We start from the raw sequence: 18,733 nt of genomic DNA, 5'->3' as shown, positions 1-18,733 counted from the left end.
TGAGCGCATGTCTCATGCGGCAGTCATGGATGAGAATATAGCGGCCATCACCTTTGCATCTGCGGCAAGATTGCTGACGAGCGAGAACTCATTCGGCTGATGAGCCATACCGCATTCGGTACTCCAGACTGCGGCCTGGAAACCTCTCATGCGCACGATGTTTGCGCATGTTCCGCCGCCGATGCCGACGAAGTGCGGCTCTATGCCCCTCAATTCGCTAACGGCCTCGAATGTCCTCATGGCTATGCCGGATTTCCGGGACGTCGGCTCTGCGGCCGTGCTCTTCTTAAAAACATCAACAGCTATCTTTGCGCCTGTCTGCTCTCCGAATATATGTGCCAGATTCCTCATGTCCGAGAGCACCTTTGCAATGCTGTACGATGGAAGAATTCTGCAATCAAAATAGAATTCGTCGGTGCCCGGTATGGTATTGACATTTTCCACGTTGGAGAGGCGTTTTGTGGGTTCGAACGTCGAATGCTGAACAGGGTCAAAGAGCGGATCCCTTGCATCGTATTTCGCATAGAGATAGTCGGTCGCAAACGCCATGTATCTCGAAGCGGCGAGGCCCGCGTTTATGCCCGAATCGGGGCGGCTTGCGTGCGTCTGCCTGCCCGTGGTGCGTACCCTGGCCCAGAGGGAGCTCTTCTCAGCTATCTCAATTTCATCTCCCTTCTCGTTTCCGGAATCGGGAACGAGGAACTCATCCCCTTGTGAAAATGCGTGCTGTGCTGCCATATATCCTATGCCTTTCGCGCTGCCGAGCTCCTCATCGCTCACAAAGGCAATCTTCACCGCGGGAGCCAGATTGGCCTCGAGCACTGCCCTTGCGGCATATAGAGACGCTATGAGAGACTGCCCGTTGTCTTCGGCACCCCTTCCATAGAGTTTTCCGTTCCTCACCAGAGGATCGAACGGGTCGTGATTCCACAGCTTCCTGTCGCCGACCGGAACCGTATCCATGTGTGATATCACCCACAGGGATTTTTTTCCCTTCCCGAGGGTTGCGACGATGTTGGGCCGCAGGCCGCGCTTTGCCTTCCTGTCTGGTGCATCAAATCTGTTTATATCCGTCAGGCCATTTTCCTTCAGCAGGGAAACGAGGAATTCTCCCCTGTCATATTCCCCTTCGCCCCCGGACTCCGGGCTTATGGCCGGGATGCGAACCATGTCGGCCAGGGAGCGGACCATGTCCTTCTCAAATGATGCGACTGCGCTTACCAGCTTGTTGTTGATTTCCATTGCGATACCGTGGGGAAAAGCACCGGGTAAGTGATAAACATTGCCCGCGGCGTGTCTCCGATCTAGCTTATTCTCGGCGGTTTTTCGACCGGTACCATTTCAACACGCACACCGAGTTCCTTCATGAGTTCGAGTCCCATATGCTCAGGATAGTCTTCGCTGTAAACGACGCGTCCAATGCCGGCGTTTACAATCATCTTTGCACACGTGTTGCATGGAAGAATGGTCGAGTATATCGTTGCACCAAAGGCGCCGGGACCGGCCTGTATTATTGCATTCTGTTCCGCGTGAACGGCCGTGCATATCTCCATCTTTGTGCCGGAAGGTATCTGCAGGATGTCTCTGATGCAGCCTATATCGTCGCAGTGTTTCATGTTTCTGGGATTGCCGTTGTAGCCGCTGCTCACTATGTGATTCATGTCATCAACAATAACGGCGCCTATCTGCCTCCCGTTACGCACACACGTGCTCCTCTCGGATATTACATAGGCGAGCTTCATGTAGTACACATCGCGGGGCGTCCGGTGCTTCTTCTCTGCGGCATGGCTGTCCGTTTTCATGACACCAGGACCATGTCGGCAGGGGATTAAAAATGTAAGCGCAGGATAACCGGATTGCTAGCCTTATTAGGGAGTGTGCATAAGGTATGCTCACGGATGGTCAAGATGGATTGGGGCTCGAAGGCGGAGCAGAAGGAAGTCATACTGACAGTAATCTCATCGATTCTGATTGTTACAGTCCTGCTCGCAGGCATGTATGCCTACACGGGAAACTGGCCCCCCATGGTCGTTGTTGAATCAGGAAGCATGCAGCACAGTTCCACTTATGCATACCTCGGAGACCTGAACATTGGCGACATGGTTCTGGTCAAGAAGGTCTCCTCTCCATCACAGGTTGTCACCTATGTGCAGGGGGTGTCCCGTTCCTACTCCACGTATGGCGAAGCAGGCAACGTGATCATCTACAGACCGTACGGGAGCGATGCTGTCGTTCCGATAATACACCGTGCAATTGTCTATATCCAGTATAACAGCAGCGGAGGCGGATACAACATACCCTCCCTTCGGGACATTCCGCAGTCGCAGTGGTATGTCATGTCCCCGCAGGGGCAGGCTCATTATATCTACAACATCAAGTACAATGTGAAAATCCTGGACGTCGGGTATACACATTCACCCGTGATCATACCCATCGCTCTGATGATACAGCAGGCAAAATCCAGCGGATTCATAACAATGGGCGATCACAATCATGCAGTATTCGGCGAGAACGCAACTGATCAGGCACTGGGGATTTTTCCGCTGCCGGTAAAGATACAATGGGTCGAGGGCGTTGCGCAGGGGTTGCTTCCCTATGTCGGGCTGGTGAAGCTCATGGTCAGCGGAGGGCTGCCTCCCGGCACACCACGGAACAGTGTGTACGCGCTCGTGATCATCATTGTTGCGGTCGTCGGAGGAGCCATCGCGTCTGAATTCGTGTTTGAATACTGGAAGTCTCTGAGAGCCGAAAAGAGCGAAGACGAGGCCAAACCAGAGGACAAAGAACGGTCAGATTAGCGTGGTCTGCAGCCTCGCATGTGTGTTCTTGTAGTCGCTCAGCAGTTCGTCACTCACGAGCAGATCGCGCGTTTCGGTAGCGGGAACGGCAAGCTCGATTTCCTTCGTACGCCCGCCACGTCCGAACGAGCGCACCCTGGCACGAACTATGCCGAGCATGTCGAGTTCAGAAATGAGATCCCCAATCCTCCGCTGAGTAAGTGCCTGTACGCCGATGGAGAGGCAGAGACTGTGATAGGTGACATATATGTCGCCTGTGGTCATTATTTTCCTCTTCTCGGCATTTATAACCATTGAGAGGAGGAGCAGTTTGGACTGGTACGGAAGAGTGCGTACGGTCTCAGTCACGGTATCGAGTTCGATTTTATTCTTTGCCCTGTACACATCGTCGGCGAGCACCGTCGTCCTGCCCTCCCTTTCGGCGGACTCGGCTGCCACCCTGAGCAGTTCCAGCGCCCTGCGGGCGTCGCCATGTTCCTGGGCCGCGAGCGCTGAGCACAACGGTATGACGTCGGGCACGAGACTGTCTTCATGAAAAACCAGCCTTGCACGTGCAGTCAATATGTCGCCGAGTTCGGCTGCATCATACGGTGCGAAGACGATCCTTTCTTCCCCGAGTCTGCTCTTGACCCTGGCATCCAGGAAATCTGTGAACTTGAGGTCGTTGGCAATGCCGATGATGGAGAGTTTTGAATATTTCAGATCGTCATTTATTCTGGAAAGATTATAAAGCAGATCGTCTCCCGCTTTGTAGACGAGCCTGTCAACCTCGTCCAGAACCACGATCACCAGCCGCTTGAGTGCGTCAACCCTCTCCCTGAATAACGAATACACCCGTTCCATGCTCCAGCCGTTGTATGGCGCCCGCTCTTCCGGATCTTCAATGAATTTGTTGACTATGAACTGAACAACGCTGTAATTTGTATCGGCCTCGCAGCAATTCACATACACGAACTCCATATGCCTGACTGCCGAAGGAGCCTTCGAGGCTTCATTTGCGATGAATTTTACAGTTGCCGTCTTGCCTGTCCCTGTCTTTCCGAATATGAGCACGTTTGAGGGCCTGTCACCCCTCAGACCTGTTGAGATTATTGCAGCCATCTGGTCTATTTCCTTCTCCCTGTGAGGAAGAGCCTTGGGTAAATATGATGGCCGAAGCATCTCCCGATCGCTCTTAAAAAGCGAACCGATTGTAATATACTTCTCGAATATGTTGGGGCGGGCGGTCGATTCGTATACGGCTTCCTGTTCATTCATCAAAAATCAATAACTCCCACCAGTCTAAGAGGTAAGAGAACAGTAAAAATTCGGTTATACTAAAACGTTCTTATTATCTCTCTCTTCGACTAAATTAGTAACTCCCAAACATCTAATGATATAATAAAATAAAATTATTTGAAAATATTCCGAAAGGAGTAATTTGCGATAACAGCAAGAATAGAGAGTCCACCATTTCCACTGGAACCATTGAAGATGTGTCTTACTATCGGAATTACCTTCTCTGCCTTAATCGAATGAGTTGAAACTATGGTTGGATCGCGTGCATTTTACGCGTTGTAAAATAACAATTACCTGACAACTACATTCACAGTACATTTTGCATTTAAGTTATAATTTTACAATTATTCAATCATAAACACAAAACAAACAATCAGACCAATAGATCACGAACACAAAATAACTGTTTCCACAGGAAACGGTACTCTCTCTTATTCAACTTCAGGTTTAGATTTTAAACTGCCTCTTCTTGTCAATAACCATATCCTCATATTTTCGCGGGAGAACCCAGGCAAGATACTCTATTTCTTCGAGATTCTTGACAAATTTGGCCTTGCTGTCCACTTTGAGATATTTCATGAGCTCAAACGTCTTTTTCACAGAGTCGACAAACCACCATAGGCCACCGACGAGCATGATCGGTCCGATGACAAGCAACCAGTAGAGCCATGAACCAATCGCCTTTATTGCCGGCTGAAAACCCAACAGGTATGCAGGCAGTTTTGGTACAAACAGCCCTAGTGCTGACACGAACGTGATCACAACACCTATCGCAAGCATCAGCACAGACAACTCGAATCTGAACTCCCTGGTGAAAGCTTTTGCCATCGGGTAACATCAAGAGTCCATACTATATTTAAACGATTCATATCCGCTCCGCCTCGCACAGCCAGATTTTTTAACCCGGGGAAGATTGATATGACAGCAAGAGGAGCGTATGAGGATGTGCATACACATTGGCCTCGACGACACAGATTCGGCGAAAGGCATGTGCACAACATACGCGGTCACCGAACTTATAAGGGTTTTAGATTACCCTGTACTTCTCGGCTACCCGCGCCTGGTACGCCTGAATCCCAACATACCGTGGAAGACACGCGGCAACGGCGCCCTCTCGTTTACCATCGGCGGGGCGGCTAAAACAGCATTCAGGATTGGTGAAATTGCCGGTAAACCAGTCCTTGCGTCGTTCGAGGCAGACGGAGAGAGCCTGGACACGCGCAACATTGCAGAAAAAGTGTCCGCAGCCATTGGAGAGATTGCGGAACTCGATGAGGAAAATACGAATCCCGGAGTCATTGTCTGTGCCTCAAGACCGCCTTCTTCACTTTACTGGAGGGCTGTGAGATATGTTGTGGACAGAGAGGAGGCTGTAGCTGCCTGCAGAACGGCTGACGCGATCGTCACAGAATGGAAAAATGGAAGGGGCATCATCGGCGCTTCGGCTGCAGTGGCATGGCAGCCCGGAAGAAGGACATATGAAGTCATCACCTACAGGGACAGGGCTCGATGGGGCAGGGCCAGACAGGTGAGCGAGGAAGACGCATCAATGCTCGATGAGCGGTTTCCCTCAACATTCAACAATTATGACACCGAAACTAGACACATGTGCATATCCCCCGCATCCCCCTGCCCCGTCCTGTTCGGCATAAGAGGCAGCGATCCTGCCGTTCTCCCCGGTGCCATGGAATCCATACGATCCGAGCACATTGACCGCTGGCTTATATTTGAATCCAATCAGGGTACCGACGACCACATCATCAGACTGTCACAGGAACCGGAGCAATTCTGCTCATATGCCGTTACCGGGCAGGTTGCTACAAAACCGGCGACAATCCCTGGCGGTCATGTGTTCTTTGAACTCCGGTACGGGACACGCACCATTACCTGCGCTGCGTTCGAAGAGACAAAGAATCTCCGTAACACTGTGAGAAAGCTGGTTCCGGGCGACGACATCACGGTCTGGGGTGCATACAAGGCAGGACTGAAAGGCGCCGCTTTGAATTTAGAGAAGATCCAGATACTCTCTCTGGTGAAGAGATTCGTAAAGGTAGGAAATCCCCTGTGCACGAACTGTGGAAAAAGCATGGAGTCGATCGGCAGAGGGATGGGCTATCGGTGCAGGGCTTGCGGAACGAAGGCTTATGAGCCCAGGCTCAGGGAAGTCGATTGCGAACTCTCAACAGGTGTTTATTCTACAACCACCTCTTCACGAAGGCATCTTTCAGAGCCATCGGAGCTCATGGTTGGCCGTGTCATTGAGAAGGCAGCCAATAATTAACGGGAAAGTGATAATTAGCCTTTCGCACCTAGTGCCATACGATCTGCATGGTGAAACAAACGCTTGAGGATGCAGTTATCGTCTCTGCGGTCAGGGTTCCTGTAGGCAAATTTGGCGGAGCTTACAGGGAAACATCTGCAGTTGAGCTAGGGAAAGCCGTGGTGAAAGGCGCCATTGAAAAAGCATCTCTGTCTCCCTCCGATGTGGATGAAGTGATACTCGGAAACGTTCTGCCAGCTGGCCTGGGGCAGTCGCCCGCGAGACAGTGTGCACTCGGCGCCGGCGTGCCCGTTGCCTCCGGTGCGTTCTCGCTTAACAAGGTATGCGGTTCCGGCCTCAAGGCACTCATGCTGGCAGCAAACTCGATTCGTGTAGGAGAACATGAGATTATTGTTGCGGGGGGCATCGAGAATATGAGTATGGCGCCATATCTCTCTGCATCAACCCGCTGGGGAAGTAAATACGGCGATCTCCTCCTCATGGACTCCATGATACATGACGGATTATGGGACGCTTACAATGATTTCCACATGATGATCACGGGAGAAATTGTTGCCGAGAGGCACAATGTGACGAGGGAGGAGGCCGATATGTTTGCATACCAGAGTCACATGAAAGCGGCCATGGCGACTGAAGAGGGATTCTTCAGGGAGGAGATGCTGCCTTTTCATGTGCTGCGTGCCGGTGAGAAGGTGGCGATGACAAAAGACGAGGGCATACGTCCGGATTCAACAATCAAGAAACTTTCCTCGCTGGAGGCAAAGTTCAAGAAGGGTGGAATATGCACCGCTGGCAACTCCTCACAGCTCAGCGACGGCGCTTCAGCGCTTGCCGTCATGTCCTCAGCGAGGGCCGAAAAAATAGGCATAGAACCGCTTGCCCGGATTGTGGATTATGTCACCGGGGGCACAAGGCCCGAATGGGTTATGGAGGCGCCCATTGAAACAACAAGGAAGCTGCTGAAGCGCAACAACATGAGCATAGACGACATAGACCTGTTTGAGCACAATGAGGCGTATGCAACCGCCAGCGTTGCCGTGAGAAAAGCGCTCGGCGTCGATGAAAAACGCTTCAACATAACGGGCGGTGCTGTGGCGATGGGCCACCCTCTGGGCGCCAGCGGCGCAAAGATTACGACAACACTGCTGCACAATATGAAGAGGCTGAAGAAAGACAGGGGCATATCCACACTCTGTCTTGGCGGAGGAAATGCCGTATCGATGCTCTTTGAAAGGTGCTGAAATGCAAAGGATTGGCGTGATCGGGCTGGGAACGATGGGGGCTGGTATAGTGCAATCGGGCGCAGAAGCAGGATGCAACGTTGTGGCCATCGATGTCTCCGAGGAAATTGTTGCCCTGGCCCTGGAGAGAGTTAAACAGGGGCTGGACAAGCGGGTGGAAAAGGGGAAGCTCGATGCCCGGTCTGCTGCGTTCGCGATGGCCAGTATCCATGGAACGACAAAATTCAGCGAACTGGACGGATGTTCGTTTGTCATCGAGGCTGTATTCGAAAAGCAGGAACTGAAGAAGGCAGCGATTGAGAAAATAAGTGCTTCGGTCGGGGACGGCACCGTGATTGCCACAAACACCTCCTCAATTTCCATCACCCTTCTTTCCAGATACTCGAAAATGCCGGAAAATTTCGTCGGGATGCACTTCTTCAATCCAGTGCCGCTGATGCCGCTCGTGGAAATCGTCAGGGGTTACCTCACATCCGACTCGACGGTGTCTGCAGCCGTATCGCTGGCAAAGAGCATGAAGAAGCAGACCATTGAAGTCATGGACTATCCGGGTTTCGCATCCAACAGGATACTCATGCCTATGATAAACGAAGCCGTATTCGCTCTCATGGAAGGCGTGTCCACACGTGAAGGCATCGACGGCGTCATGAAACTCGGAATGAACCATCCGATGGGCCCTCTCGAACTTGCCGATTTCATAGGACTCGATGTATGTCTCGACATACTCAACGTTCTATACTCCGGTTTCAAAGATCCGAAATTCAGACCCGCTCCTCTTCTTGTCAACATGGTCAATGCAGGAAAACTGGGAAGGAAGAGTGGAGAAGGATTCTACCGTTATTGACACATCGCCGCTCAACGCCAGACCCCCCGGAACCACGCCCAGTCTGGAGACAGGTTAAATACGAACACATATGTAATCGGGCACAGAGGCAATGAGTCAAACAACTGCATCGGGTGGCCCGGAAGGTTCCACTTATATTTCATTTTCAAGGGAGGAGTGGAAGAGGCTCCGTGATTCTACTCCCCTCTCGCTGTCCCCGTCGGATCTTGAAAGCATAAGGGGAATAAATGAAAAGATTTCCATTGCTGAAGTGGAGGACATATTCCTTCCTATATCCCGTCTCCTTAACCTCTACTATCGCGGCTCCAGGGAGCTGTATGAAGCAAGGAGGACATTCCTGGGCACTGACCACGAGCGCATACCTTTCATTATCGGTGTTGCCGGAAGTGTGGCCGTCGGCAAGAGCACCACATCCAGAATACTCAAGGCGCTCATATCCGCATGGCCCTCCTCACCCGTCGTCGATCTGATTCCAACTGACGGCTTTCTCTTTCCGAACAGCGTGCTGGAAAGCAGGAAACTGATGAACAGGAAGGGCTTCCCGGAAAGCTACGATCTGAGGAAGCTCATACATTTCCTTTACAGACTGAAATCGGGAGAAGACAGTCTTTCAGTGCCGGTTTACAGCCATGTGCGCTACGATATTGTTCCAGGAGAATACACAACTGTGAGCTCGCCTGACATAGTCATACTCGAGGGGCTCAACGTGCTCCAGACCAGGAGCGTGAAATCGGCAAAGGAACCGGAACTTCTCGTGTCCGACTTCTTCGACTTTTCCGTTTACATCGACGCGGAAGAAGCGTTTGTAAAGAAGTGGTATATGGAACGCTTCAGGGTGCTGAGAGACACAGCCTTCCGTCGCGAGGACTCCTATTTTCACGGCATGGCCGGTCTGTCAGATAATGAGGCGGATGCTATCGCATCGAGAATCTGGGATGAGATAAATGCGGTGAACCTGCGTGAGAACATAGCTCCAACCAGGCACCATGCACATCTTATACTGGAGAAGGGAAGCGATCACAGCATAACCGGCGTCCGAATGAGAAAAATATGATTTAACTGGCACATCGCCGGGCTGGGTCCCAGGCAACGGACAGGGACGCATGCATATACACAGACCATTGCCGGTGTTCCCCATAACCTTTAAACAGGGCTTTTGATTCCTACCGGAGGACTACATTTGACCGCAGCGCCGCATTATGGCAATCCGAACAGAATTGTATTTGCAGCATGGCTCGGCTGGCTCATGGATGGTTATGTGACCATAAGCTATCTGATTCAGGTCGGTACGGTCAGCCCGCTTTTCTTCCCCGCCTCACTGAGCCTGTTCTATTTTCTTGCGTTCGGCGTCAACGGTGTCGCAAGAGCCCTGGGCTCAGCTGTCCTGGGCAATTTCATCGGAGACAGGATAGGCAGGAAGAGAATGCTAGTTCTAACAGTGGGTCTTTTCTCCCTTTCTACCGCCTCGCTCGGCCTCCTGCCCACATACCAGCAGGCTGGGATCATCGTGTCTGTTGCCGTATTTGTTCTTCTCTTCCTGATGGGTATATTTGCCGGTGCGGAATATGGCGGAGGCACAGCGCTCTCGATGGAAAGCGTCCCTCCCGAAAAGAGAAACCTTTACGGTGCGTTTGTCCAGAGCGGATTTGGCTGCGGCTACGCGATACTCGCCGGAGTCTTCACGCTCATTTACCTTTTGACGGGCCCCGCTGGATACGCAACCATTGGATGGAGACTGCTCTTCCTCTCTACGCTCGTGCCTGGTATACTCACATTATTCATACGTTCCCTCACGCCCGAGTCGCAGGTATTTGAGGAGACGGAGCGTAAAGGCGCGGTTGAAAAGACCCCTCTGCTGAAGATGTTCAGAGAAGTGTGGGGGCGACTCGCTGCTGTCGTGATGATTACCGCGGGCCTCCTTTACATAAATGCTTCCACCTTTTCGCTGTATCCGCTGATACTGGAAACCGTAAACGGTTTCAAGAACGGGATCTCGGGCATCGCTCTCATAGTCATAAACCTCATCTCAATCGCAGGCGTGATACTGGGAGGTTTTTTTGCAGCGCGCACAAGGGACAGGGCCGGCTACATACTCAAGTACACAGTGCTCTTTCTGGTTATTTCGCTCCCCGTAGATCTGTTTGCATTCGGCAGAAATGTGTTCCTGGTCATGTCTCTCTTCTCGGTCCAGGCTTTCTTTGAGGCAATGATCTTCTCCACATTGCCTGCTCTCATGTCGGAAGCATTCAGCAAAAGATACAGGACCACGGCAGTCGGTTTCGCATACAACCTCGGCGCCACATTCGGTGCCTTTGCGCTGGTGATCGTTCCACTGACCGCCTCTATTGCCGGCTGGGGAACAGCCTGGATATCAAATATACTGGTCGCCGGTGTGCTCATGATGGCCGGAACGGCACTATCGCTCAGCATCTGGTCTGCAAGGGATGACGCGGGGAAACTGGACCTCATTACGGAATGAGTGCCTGCGAATCTGCCCTGCGTAGCAAGGGCTTCCGGTCCATCACTGTCTAACTGAAAGCCATCCCTTTATGGGCGCAACGCCAGGAATCTCCCAGTCGTTCCACATCTCGTCCACTTTGGACTGCACAAACTCAAAATCAGAGTCTATGAAGTGCGAGAATCTTCCCTGCTTTTCCAGGTACTCCCTTACCGGCACGCGTTTCGTTTTACGCGCATCGTATGTGTAAACCACTTCTCCCTTTATGATTTCATAGAGGGGGAAAATGCCTGTCTTGATTGCCAGCTGGCCCAAATCACCGGAGTAACGCGGATGGTAGTCCCACCCTTTCGGACAGGGATCCATCGTGTGTATCAGTGTCGGTCCGCCAACAGAAAGCGCCTTTTTCACCTTGTTCATGTAATCCATGGGCGGGAATGTTGCGCAGGCTGTTGCGACATACTTGCAGTTTGGATGGCCGATGGCTATCATGGGCGCGAGATTCTTCTTCCACTTCTCGTGCATTATTCTCTTCTTTGAACCCGTCGGAGTGAATGTGGTCTGTGCGCCCCAGGGCGTCATGTTTGTTGCCTGTATGTCCGTGTTGGCTGCAGACTCGTTGTCATAGATGATTATCAGCATGTCATAATCCGTCTGCATCGCACCGGATATGCCTCCCAGGCCCATGTCGCCCCCGCCCAGGTCGCCGGAAAAGTTGATTACATTAATCTTCTCCTGGGGAATCTTGCCTTTTCTCATCAGCGCCTTCAGACCCGCAGCCATACCGACGGCCGATGCCCCGCCGCCCCCGAGTTGTGTATGCATCCAGGGGACGACCCAGGGTGTTGTCATGTAGCTGGTGTTAGCCACATACATGCACCCTGTCGCGCCTGTAACAACAGTTCTCGGTCCGGATGCCTTTGCAAAGTCACGCATCACAAGTGCAGACTCACATCCCTGACAGGTCCTGTGGCCCGATGTATAGAATTCCTCCATGTCAATTCCATGGACGCTCTTGTAGAGCTTCGCGTCTTTAAATTCCTCTTTGGACACTCCCGTCGTAGTTGCCATTTTACTCACCTCTCTTATTATTCATTCGTACTTTGATATCGCCCTTTTCGCTGCCTTCCCTTACTCTTATCCATGTGACCAGGTTGCCTTCCCCTTTATGGTTCTTTGTTATCTCGGCCATTCTTGCAACGTCCTCAATCGATATTTCCCTGCCTGCGAGACCGCCTATGAAGTCTACAATTCTCGGTCTGTTCCTGGAATTGTAAAGTGCCGAGCGCACATCGTTGAATAGCACGCCCCCGTCATCCGGGCCTCCGTGGGCAAAGTCACGATCTATCACGCCGATTGCCGCAACTTCGGAGAGGCTCTCCCTCAGTTCTTCGGCCGGGAACGGCCGGAACCATCTCAGCTTTATGTACCCTACCTTCTGCCCCTTTTCCCTGAGAAGCTTTACTGCCGCTTTGGCGGCGGATGACACTGTACCCATTCCAATGAGTGCTATCTCCGCATCTTCCATCATGAATTCCTCGAAGAACGGATTCTGGTAGGAGCTCTTGAAGACCTCATTGTATTCCTTGTAAGCTTTGTATATGACCCCTCTGGCTCTCCTGGCAGCTTCCCAGTTCTGTCTTCTTATTTCCATTCCCCAGTCTTCATTTATCTGCGGCGCAATGGAAACGGGATTGTCGGGATGCATACGCCTGCTGCCCAGGTCGTATGGAGGAAGGAATTTCTGAACGGCTTCCTTCGTCGGTATTTTCACAATGTGCTGCGAATGTGTAAGGTAGCCGCCATCAATTGCGACTGCGCATGGCATCATGACCAAAGGGTCTTCTGCCACTCTGTATGCAATAAGTGTCGTATCCAGAGCTTCCTGTGCAGTCGATGCCCATACGATGAGCCACCCGAGGTCTCTGACAAGCATAGCATCGTTGTGCTCCACTCCGAACGCTCCCGGGTCATCGAGTGCCCTGTTTCCTACAAGTGCCACCAGCGGCAGCCTGTCAGTGGCTGTCGCAGCAAGCGCTTCAGTGGCATACAGCCACCCTGTGCCGCTGCTGCCCGCAAAAGCCCTCGCACCAACCGAGGATGCATGCTTCGCGATCTCGAACTGTGAATGTTCTCCGTCCGCGATAATGTACTCCGAATCAAACTTCCCGTCAGCAATGAACTTGGCAAGCCTGTCCATGACACCCGTGTACGGCCTTATCGGGTACGCCGAGAATACATCGATATCTGCAAGCCTAACCGCATGCGCAACGGCATCGGTTCCAGTCGCAAGTTCCTCACTTTCATAGATCTTTCTGTCAACGAGCTCTGTAACCATTCAATTCCCTCCACTTGCTTTGAAGGGCACAGGAACCTTGATCTCCGTATGCTTCTCCCCCTTGCCGGTAACCGGCGAAGGCATGAAGCGAGCCGTCCCCTTCTTCTCTTCAATCATTTTCACATAGGCCTCGGGATTCTTTTTGTATAATTCCCACGGGCTGTTGTTGTTGTCGAAGTTAAGCTCATCCACCATGACTATGCAGTCATTCACAGGGCAGACCTGTGCGCATCTACCGCAGCCTGTGCAGTATTCATAGTTGACATCATACAATCCATCGGCTGCTGGATCGAAGCACTCGTCGGGGCAGTCGTACCAGCACAGTGTGCACTTGATGCATGTGTCAAAACGTATTACGGGCCTTTGCGTCTTGCTTGTTCCACGCTTGAAATCTGGATTCCTGTTCTGTCCCCTCGGTCCCATCTTGAATCCTCTCGCAACACTCTTCACAGCGATCCCTTCCTCGAAATTCTCCCAGGACGGGAGTTTCGGTTTCGGATATGGCCAGACTATCCCTTCGCTGGGATGCACTTCCCTGACTGCAACGGAGTCATAAGCTTCCTGGACGCCCTTTACCTTTCCTTCGTCGACGTACTTCTTCCTGACGTATTCTTCAACGGTCTTAATGCCTACTACATCAGGTGCAACCCTCGCAATCGCCGCAAGCGTCCTGACATCTGTCAAATCGTCCCTGTAATACCAGAGACCTGCAAAACTCTGATCGCCTGGCAGGATTGCAATGTTGTAACTGAACGGCTTCTTTTCCAGATGTTTTATAAGTTCCTCCGGTTTTCTCCGTGAAATGACAAGGAGCGTACCGCCTGCGATTACTTTTTCGTTAATCGGCCTTATCCCGTAGTGCCCCCACGGCTCCAGCCCCTTTACCATTGTGTCGTCCAGCACGACAACAACATTTGCCCTGTCGATGTCCATGCTTGCGCTTGCAACAGCTTCAAGATCATCCTCTGAAAGTTTGTCGGAGAAGAAAGCGAAGTTGGCACACGGCACACCATTTCTCTGCGGGTCGTCGCTGTACCTGCCGTTGGAGAAGGCTGTTTTTCCCTCAGAATGTGCAGCATAGACCAGGTCATTTGTAATTCTGTATGCCAATGACTTCTGGAATATGCCCCTGTAATTGACCTCAAGCCGGAGTACCGACTTTTCCAAATCCGCCGTGGAAACTGTACCGTTTTCCTTACTGTGATTATTTCCGCCCATATCGATTCGCCTTTACCGATTTTAGTTGGATTCATGCTCTAACAATAAAGATTTTATGTTGAACAGGTACCAACCTCTGTTTTTCTTCTGAACTGGCATTCAACGGTGCACCGGGTGGTACGTAGAGGCAACAGTTGATAAACCGATTTCGGAGTTTACAAAGACGGTGGCAAACGTCCCCTGAAGCTAAATCTGTATATGTGAATAAAAAATGTATAAAAATAATGTTTGCCGGGAATGCGGCACGTCCGCAATCCCGGTGTGTTTGTTTTTCAGGCTTCTCCCGAACTACCGTTTTTCATAGCCGGTCGGTATTTTTCTGTTTCCGATGAGGCCGCTGAAGAATGCAGTTGCCACACCTACCCAGATGAGTGCTATCCCGACCCCTACAACCACCTGCGAACTGCCATCAACCCCGACGACGCTAATCAGGAAACCGATCGCCATGATGACAAAACCCAATATGAACACGACCGTGTCAGAAACGTCAATCAGACCTTTGTGATCGGTGTATTCCATCTCTTCGGTCATTCGTCTCCCCCCTTCACCTGTTCAGTGCGTGTGGCTGTGATCTTGTTCATTATCTCAGCAGGAACGGGTCGGTTCAGTTTCTGTCTGATCCTTGCGTATTCCTCTTCGGTAGGCTGCTTCACAAATGCCCATATCAGGAAGGCACCTATCAGTGAGAAGCCTGCGCCCAGATAGAATACGAGCGGCCAGTTATTGGTTGCCGCGAGGATTGCCGCTGCAACAATGCCTGCGAAAGCACCGCCTATGACTTTGAAGACATAATTGCTTGACCAGTTCTTTGCAGCGTTGTTCTCTCCATAGTAGTCTGTTGCAATCAGCAGAGCGAAGACAAAGCAAGCACCGGATACTGCACCACTCACAACCGCGAAGAATGCCCAGAGCATCGCGTCATGAATCTCACCTGCATAAAGCGTTGCCAGACCACCCAGACCCATTATCAGGTATGCTATGTAGAACATCCTTCTTCTTCCAATGATGGTCGATATGTAGCCCATCGTTGGCCGGCCAATGCCATCAGTGAATGCAAATCCAGCCGCGCCGACTGTAAACACAACAATGCCGGACTTAAGTCCCATGGCAACACCGAATGGCGCATAGAACCCGACATTGAAAAGAGATGCGCACAGTCCGAGAGTAAAGGCTGCAATTAGTGCATTTCCCGCTCTTGAGGCCCAGAATTCACGCGTTTCAAACTGGGCAACCGCCGGGGGATTGTTTTTAAGCTCTCTTGACTTTAATTTGCCTTTTCTGGCTGCAATGGGGTCCACATCCTTCGGCCACCAGTATTTCGGTGGATCACAGACAAGGAAACTTGCGATAAGCATGCCGATGCCAAGAATTATGCCAGTTGCGTACAGCACTGGAATGAAATCGTTCGTGTGGAAATAGGCTGCGTAGTAAATAATGAACGGAACTGAACCGTAGGCCCATGCACCGTCGGCGAATCCCAATCTCCATCCTCTCTTGTCCGGGAACCATTTGGTTACAACATGGCCCCCTGTCGCATACCCCGCGCCTGAACCAAAGCCGCCAATGGCAGCGTAGCCCGCATAAGAAATCCAAGGTGCAAACGAATGTGCGAGAAAATAATAACATACTGCAACAAGAGGGACAGCCATAAGCATCGTCCTTCTTGGAGATATGAGACCCTTTTCACGCAGCCAACTGTATGTGTATGCGATTATAGTCGCTTCGAACAGAACGTATACCGTGTAATTGAAAAACGCCAGGGAATAATTCCATCCATAGTACTGTATGACTGTTGTGGATGCAACTCCCCATCCATATTCAATAACACTTCCGAAGAAGAAGCACATCCAGGCTCCCCAAAGCAGCGTTCTCCTGCCCTGGCCGATGCCCACACGTTTTGTTATGCCTTTGACATCTTCTCCCACTCTGTACTTTCTCCCGGCATCATCGACAATTATCCGGTACTCACCATAAGGAGATTTGTATACTTGAGAAGTTTCCGCCCCCATAACTTCACCTTGTGTTGTCAAACAAAAATCTGAATTATAAGCTTTACTTGTACAGGTTTAAGTGTTCTGCACATGATTCCAGCGTGAAACTCTCAGATTATTTTATGGTGATCACTGATTTGGTCTGGTCACTAATTCTGGACAAGAGGATTAAGGGGGCAGACCAGCACAATAACACTTTAGTCCGCATTCCACACACGCATGAACACGCTGATGCCTTTCAGTTACCTACTGTTCCTTCCCTGGCTTGTTCACAACTATATTGCCTCAGGACAGCTCGTATTTTCGGATAGAGCGGAGAAGGGGGCAGACAGAAATTGTGGAAACTGTAGATAATTTGCCTTACTGGAATCCTGTGCTGACACATGCAGCTCGCGCACTAGCAGGCTCGTTTTCAAAGCAAACATGCGGTTTTTTTGCAACTGAATATAGGCAATCTGTTTCAGCGTCATGTTTAATATCAGGTTGTTTTCTTTAGTAACCGGGGTGTGAAATTCCCGGGCAGCCGACTGACTTCAACACAGACAGAGCGAGACGCCGGGAAAAAGGTTCTGGAGATTTATCCGGTGCCATTTCACTCCGGTTTTAAATACTATCAGATTGCAATAGTCGCCATTCTGTTCGTTTCAGGCATAATTCTGTTTTCAAAGGGATTCTCAGGGTTTCCATGGCTTGTGGGCTTTGTATACTTCATATATTTGTGGAGGGCTTCCCGGTCTGACAAGGGAAACAGCGTAGTCATAACAGATACAAAGGCAATAGTGATGGCGGCCGATAAGAGGGGAGAGCGGAAACCAGTCAGCACTTTCGATCTTGCAGATGTTGAAATTATTGCTCAGAACAAGCGTTCGCTTCCGGTCCAGGACAGAGAGCGGGTAAATTTCGGCAAACCGAAGGTGAGCATAGACAGCCGGATGGTCGGCGATCTTGTGTTCATTCAGGGCGACAGGCTGCTCTTTAAGTTTGCAGGAGCCCGTGATCCAGAAGGACTGGCCGCAACAATCAGAGCCTTAATCAGAGAGAAAAATGGAAAGTGACCATTACACTATGTTCTCTGGTCTTTGCACCGCGTCAGGCAACCTGAGTGATAGCCCAGCACTCTCTTTTCGCATGCTATGGCGCACTGATGCGCCGACAGACAAGCTGTCGCTCCGTTGCGGAACATCTGCCGTTGTCCTGATTTACTGTCCGATTGGAATTGATGAGGCACAACCCTTTACTCAAAAGGCCTTCATCGCAGCGATGTGCCGGGGCTTTTGCAGCAGACCGGCGGCCTATGCTGCGGAGCATCCTGCTTCAGCCCTACTCAACCTACGGGCATGCAGGCCTGCCTGCTGCATGAACAAACGGGAAACGACCAAATCCAACCAGAAATCCGGTGTCATCTCACCTGCAGACGCCCGCTTCCTCAGTGAGCATGTTTGCGATCTTCTTTTCAACTCCCCTCACGTGGTAGGAAAGTGTGCTCTTCGACATCTTCATCTTATTGCTCAACTGTGTAAGACTGGCACCACGCGGCCAGTCAAAAAATCCAAGTTCATTGATTGTGCTTATCAGCTTCACTTCATCTCCCGAGAGCATTGCCATCATATGGGCCATGTTTAGCCTGTTGAAAGATGCCGGATATTGCTGAAAGAACTCCTCCTGTGCTATTGAATTCATGGAGATTATTGTTGTGAATTTATCATTCACGTCTTTCTCAGTGAGAGGTTTCAGCCCGCTGTTGATATAGAACCACTTCTCCCTCCCTTTGCCCACCATAATCGGGTGTATGCGGAAACCCAGTTTCGAGGTCTTGCGGAACATGGATGTCTGCTGCATCCTGTAGAAAACCATGGCAATGCCGCTTTTCTTTGATATCAGGTTGAAATTTGAAACTCTGCGATGCGATGAAAGGAACTTAAGTGCGGAATTCAGCTCCTGCTTTTCAGTTGAATATATTATTGCGAATATGTCCTGGTATTTTCCGGATGATTCGGTGTTCATCAGCAGTATGCATGTATTTTCGAAAGTTTCAGTTGTCTCTATATTCGGACAGTCAGTCTGGGTTATGGTCAGTTCCCACAGTTCCATGATCCGAACATGTACAACTGTAGATATTAACTCACTGCCTCGGCGATACTGTCTATTTTTGCCTGCAAACATTGACTTGAATGCTTCCACTCAGCATCTTTGATATAGCAGAGTTCAGGGTAATGCCGGAACTCTACTCCATACACGGTAGCATCGGACCGACTTGTTTATTTCAGAGAATACAGACGCACTACA

At 50.9% G+C, this 18,733-nt stretch carries 17 protein-coding genes; 7 read left to right on the top strand and 10 right to left on the bottom strand.

The annotated features are described in order from the left end of the window. Positions 1-12: 12 nt before the first annotated feature. The gene (locus KIS30_00160) at positions 13-1,242 is read right to left on the bottom strand and encodes a M20 family metallo-hydrolase (protein ID MBX8645162.1); all 1,230 of its coding nucleotides are present in this window, start codon (positions 1,240-1,242) and stop codon (positions 13-15) included. Between the two features lie 62 nt (positions 1,243-1,304). Beyond that, on the bottom strand, positions 1,305-1,802 hold the full coding sequence (locus KIS30_00155) for a dCMP deaminase family protein (GenBank protein ID MBX8645161.1): 498 nt from the start codon (positions 1,800-1,802) through the stop codon (positions 1,305-1,307). Between the two features lie 96 nt (positions 1,803-1,898). Between KIS30_00155 and KIS30_00150 the strand changes: the two genes are divergently transcribed. Continuing rightward, positions 1,899-2,798, top strand: coding sequence for a S26 family signal peptidase (locus KIS30_00150; GenBank protein ID MBX8645160.1), 900 nt, complete (start codon positions 1,899-1,901; stop codon positions 2,796-2,798). On the opposite strand, the gene KIS30_00145 is transcribed toward KIS30_00150, so the two are convergent. Together KIS30_00145 and KIS30_00140 are read right to left on the bottom strand one after the other, a co-directional pair. Beyond that, a complete protein-coding gene (locus KIS30_00145; protein MBX8645159.1) occupies positions 2,790-4,055 on the bottom strand; it encodes an ORC1-type DNA replication protein in 1,266 nt (421 codons plus the stop codon). The genes KIS30_00150 and KIS30_00145 overlap by 9 nt on opposite strands. Positions 4,056-4,523: 468 nt before the next feature. Beyond that, positions 4,524-4,904, bottom strand: a complete 381-nt coding sequence (locus tag KIS30_00140) for a DUF3198 domain-containing protein (GenBank protein MBX8645158.1) — start codon at positions 4,902-4,904, stop codon at positions 4,524-4,526. 115 nt (positions 4,905-5,019) lie between these two features. On the opposite strand from KIS30_00140, the gene KIS30_00135 reads away from it, so the two are divergent. The 5 genes from KIS30_00135 (at position 5,020) to KIS30_00115 (ending at position 10,921) form a co-directional block, all read left to right on the top strand. Next, a complete protein-coding gene (locus KIS30_00135; protein MBX8645157.1) occupies positions 5,020-6,357 on the top strand; it encodes a tRNA(Ile)(2)-agmatinylcytidine synthase in 1,338 nt (445 codons plus the stop codon). Positions 6,358-6,404: 47 nt separating this feature from the next. Beyond that, entirely contained in the window at positions 6,405-7,598 is a 1,194-nt protein-coding gene (locus KIS30_00130; protein MBX8645156.1) for a thiolase family protein, read from the top strand. Further along, positions 7,567-8,442 (top strand): 3-hydroxybutyryl-CoA dehydrogenase, encoded by an 876-nt coding sequence (locus tag KIS30_00125; GenBank protein ID MBX8645155.1) that lies wholly within the window; start codon positions 7,567-7,569, stop codon positions 8,440-8,442. The genes KIS30_00130 and KIS30_00125 overlap by 32 nt, the downstream gene beginning before the upstream one ends. A 91-nt stretch (positions 8,443-8,533) precedes the next feature. Further along, entirely contained in the window at positions 8,534-9,496 is a 963-nt protein-coding gene (coaA, locus tag KIS30_00120) for a type I pantothenate kinase (protein ID MBX8645154.1), read from the top strand. A 126-nt stretch (positions 9,497-9,622) separates the two neighbouring features. Further along, entirely contained in the window at positions 9,623-10,921 is a 1,299-nt protein-coding gene (locus tag KIS30_00115; GenBank protein MBX8645153.1) for an MFS transporter, read from the top strand. 42 nt (positions 10,922-10,963) lie between these two features. On the opposite strand, the gene KIS30_00110 is transcribed toward KIS30_00115, so the two are convergent. From KIS30_00110 to KIS30_00090, 5 genes are all read right to left on the bottom strand, one after another. Further along, a complete protein-coding gene (locus KIS30_00110) occupies positions 10,964-11,896 on the bottom strand; it encodes a pyruvate synthase (GenBank protein ID MBX8645152.1) in 933 nt (310 codons plus the stop codon). Positions 11,897-11,972: 76 nt separating this feature from the next. Then, positions 11,973-13,238, bottom strand: a complete 1,266-nt coding sequence (locus KIS30_00105) for a pyruvate ferredoxin oxidoreductase (GenBank protein MBX8645151.1) — start codon at positions 13,236-13,238, stop codon at positions 11,973-11,975. After that, positions 13,239-14,456, bottom strand: coding sequence for a 4Fe-4S binding protein (locus tag KIS30_00100; GenBank protein ID MBX8645150.1), 1,218 nt, complete (start codon positions 14,454-14,456; stop codon positions 13,239-13,241). A gap of 288 nt (positions 14,457-14,744) precedes the next feature. After that, positions 14,745-14,987, bottom strand: coding sequence for a hypothetical protein (locus KIS30_00095; protein MBX8645149.1), 243 nt, complete (start codon positions 14,985-14,987; stop codon positions 14,745-14,747). Continuing rightward, positions 14,984-16,465, bottom strand: a complete 1,482-nt coding sequence (locus KIS30_00090; GenBank protein ID MBX8645148.1) for an MFS transporter — start codon at positions 16,463-16,465, stop codon at positions 14,984-14,986. The genes KIS30_00095 and KIS30_00090 overlap by 4 nt, the downstream gene beginning before the upstream one ends. Before the next feature lie 488 nt (positions 16,466-16,953). On the opposite strand from KIS30_00090, the gene KIS30_00085 reads away from it, so the two are divergent. Next, positions 16,954-17,502, top strand: coding sequence for a hypothetical protein (locus KIS30_00085; protein ID MBX8645147.1), 549 nt, complete (start codon positions 16,954-16,956; stop codon positions 17,500-17,502). A gap of 349 nt (positions 17,503-17,851) precedes the next feature. Here KIS30_00085 and KIS30_00080 read toward each other — a convergent pair whose 3' ends face one another. Then, positions 17,852-18,451, bottom strand: a complete 600-nt coding sequence (locus KIS30_00080; GenBank protein ID MBX8645146.1) for a helix-turn-helix domain-containing protein — start codon at positions 18,449-18,451, stop codon at positions 17,852-17,854. Positions 18,452-18,733: the final 282 nt, after the last annotated feature.

The organism is Candidatus Sysuiplasma acidicola (genome assembly GCA_019721035.1).
In the GTDB taxonomy this organism is placed as follows: Archaea; Thermoplasmatota; Thermoplasmata; order Sysuiplasmatales; family Sysuiplasmataceae; genus Sysuiplasma; species Sysuiplasma acidicola.
The sequence above is the reverse complement of the archived record's forward strand: the minus strand, read 5'-3'. Positions and strand labels throughout refer to the sequence as shown.

Coding starts and splice junctions, on each gene's coding strand:
- KIS30_00160 (MBX8645162.1), bottom strand. CDS start 1,242: ATGGAAATCAACAACAAGCTGGTAAGCGCAGTCGCATCATTTGAGAAG.
- KIS30_00155 (MBX8645161.1), bottom strand. CDS start 1,802: ATGAAAACGGACAGCCATGCCGCAGAGAAGAAGCACCGGACGCCCCGC.
- KIS30_00150 (MBX8645160.1), top strand. CDS start 1,899: ATGGTCAAGATGGATTGGGGCTCGAAGGCGGAGCAGAAGGAAGTCATA.
- KIS30_00145 (MBX8645159.1), bottom strand. CDS start 4,055: ATGAATGAACAGGAAGCCGTATACGAATCGACCGCCCGCCCCAACATA.
- KIS30_00140 (MBX8645158.1), bottom strand. CDS start 4,904: ATGGCAAAAGCTTTCACCAGGGAGTTCAGATTCGAGTTGTCTGTGCTG.
- KIS30_00135 (MBX8645157.1), top strand. CDS start 5,020: ATGTGCATACACATTGGCCTCGACGACACAGATTCGGCGAAAGGCATG.
- KIS30_00130 (MBX8645156.1), top strand. CDS start 6,405: ATGGTGAAACAAACGCTTGAGGATGCAGTTATCGTCTCTGCGGTCAGG.
- KIS30_00125 (MBX8645155.1), top strand. CDS start 7,567: ATGCCGTATCGATGCTCTTTGAAAGGTGCTGAAATGCAAAGGATTGGC.
- coaA (MBX8645154.1), top strand. CDS start 8,534: ATGAGTCAAACAACTGCATCGGGTGGCCCGGAAGGTTCCACTTATATT.
- KIS30_00110 (MBX8645152.1), bottom strand. CDS start 11,896: ATGGAGGAATTCTATACATCGGGCCACAGGACCTGTCAGGGATGTGAG.
- KIS30_00105 (MBX8645151.1), bottom strand. CDS start 13,238: ATGGTTACAGAGCTCGTTGACAGAAAGATCTATGAAAGTGAGGAACTT.
- KIS30_00100 (MBX8645150.1), bottom strand. CDS start 14,456: ATGGGCGGAAATAATCACAGTAAGGAAAACGGTACAGTTTCCACGGCG.
- KIS30_00095 (MBX8645149.1), bottom strand. CDS start 14,987: ATGACCGAAGAGATGGAATACACCGATCACAAAGGTCTGATTGACGTT.
- KIS30_00090 (MBX8645148.1), bottom strand. CDS start 16,465: ATGGGGGCGGAAACTTCTCAAGTATACAAATCTCCTTATGGTGAGTAC.
- KIS30_00080 (MBX8645146.1), bottom strand. CDS start 18,451: ATGAACACCGAATCATCCGGAAAATACCAGGACATATTCGCAATAATA.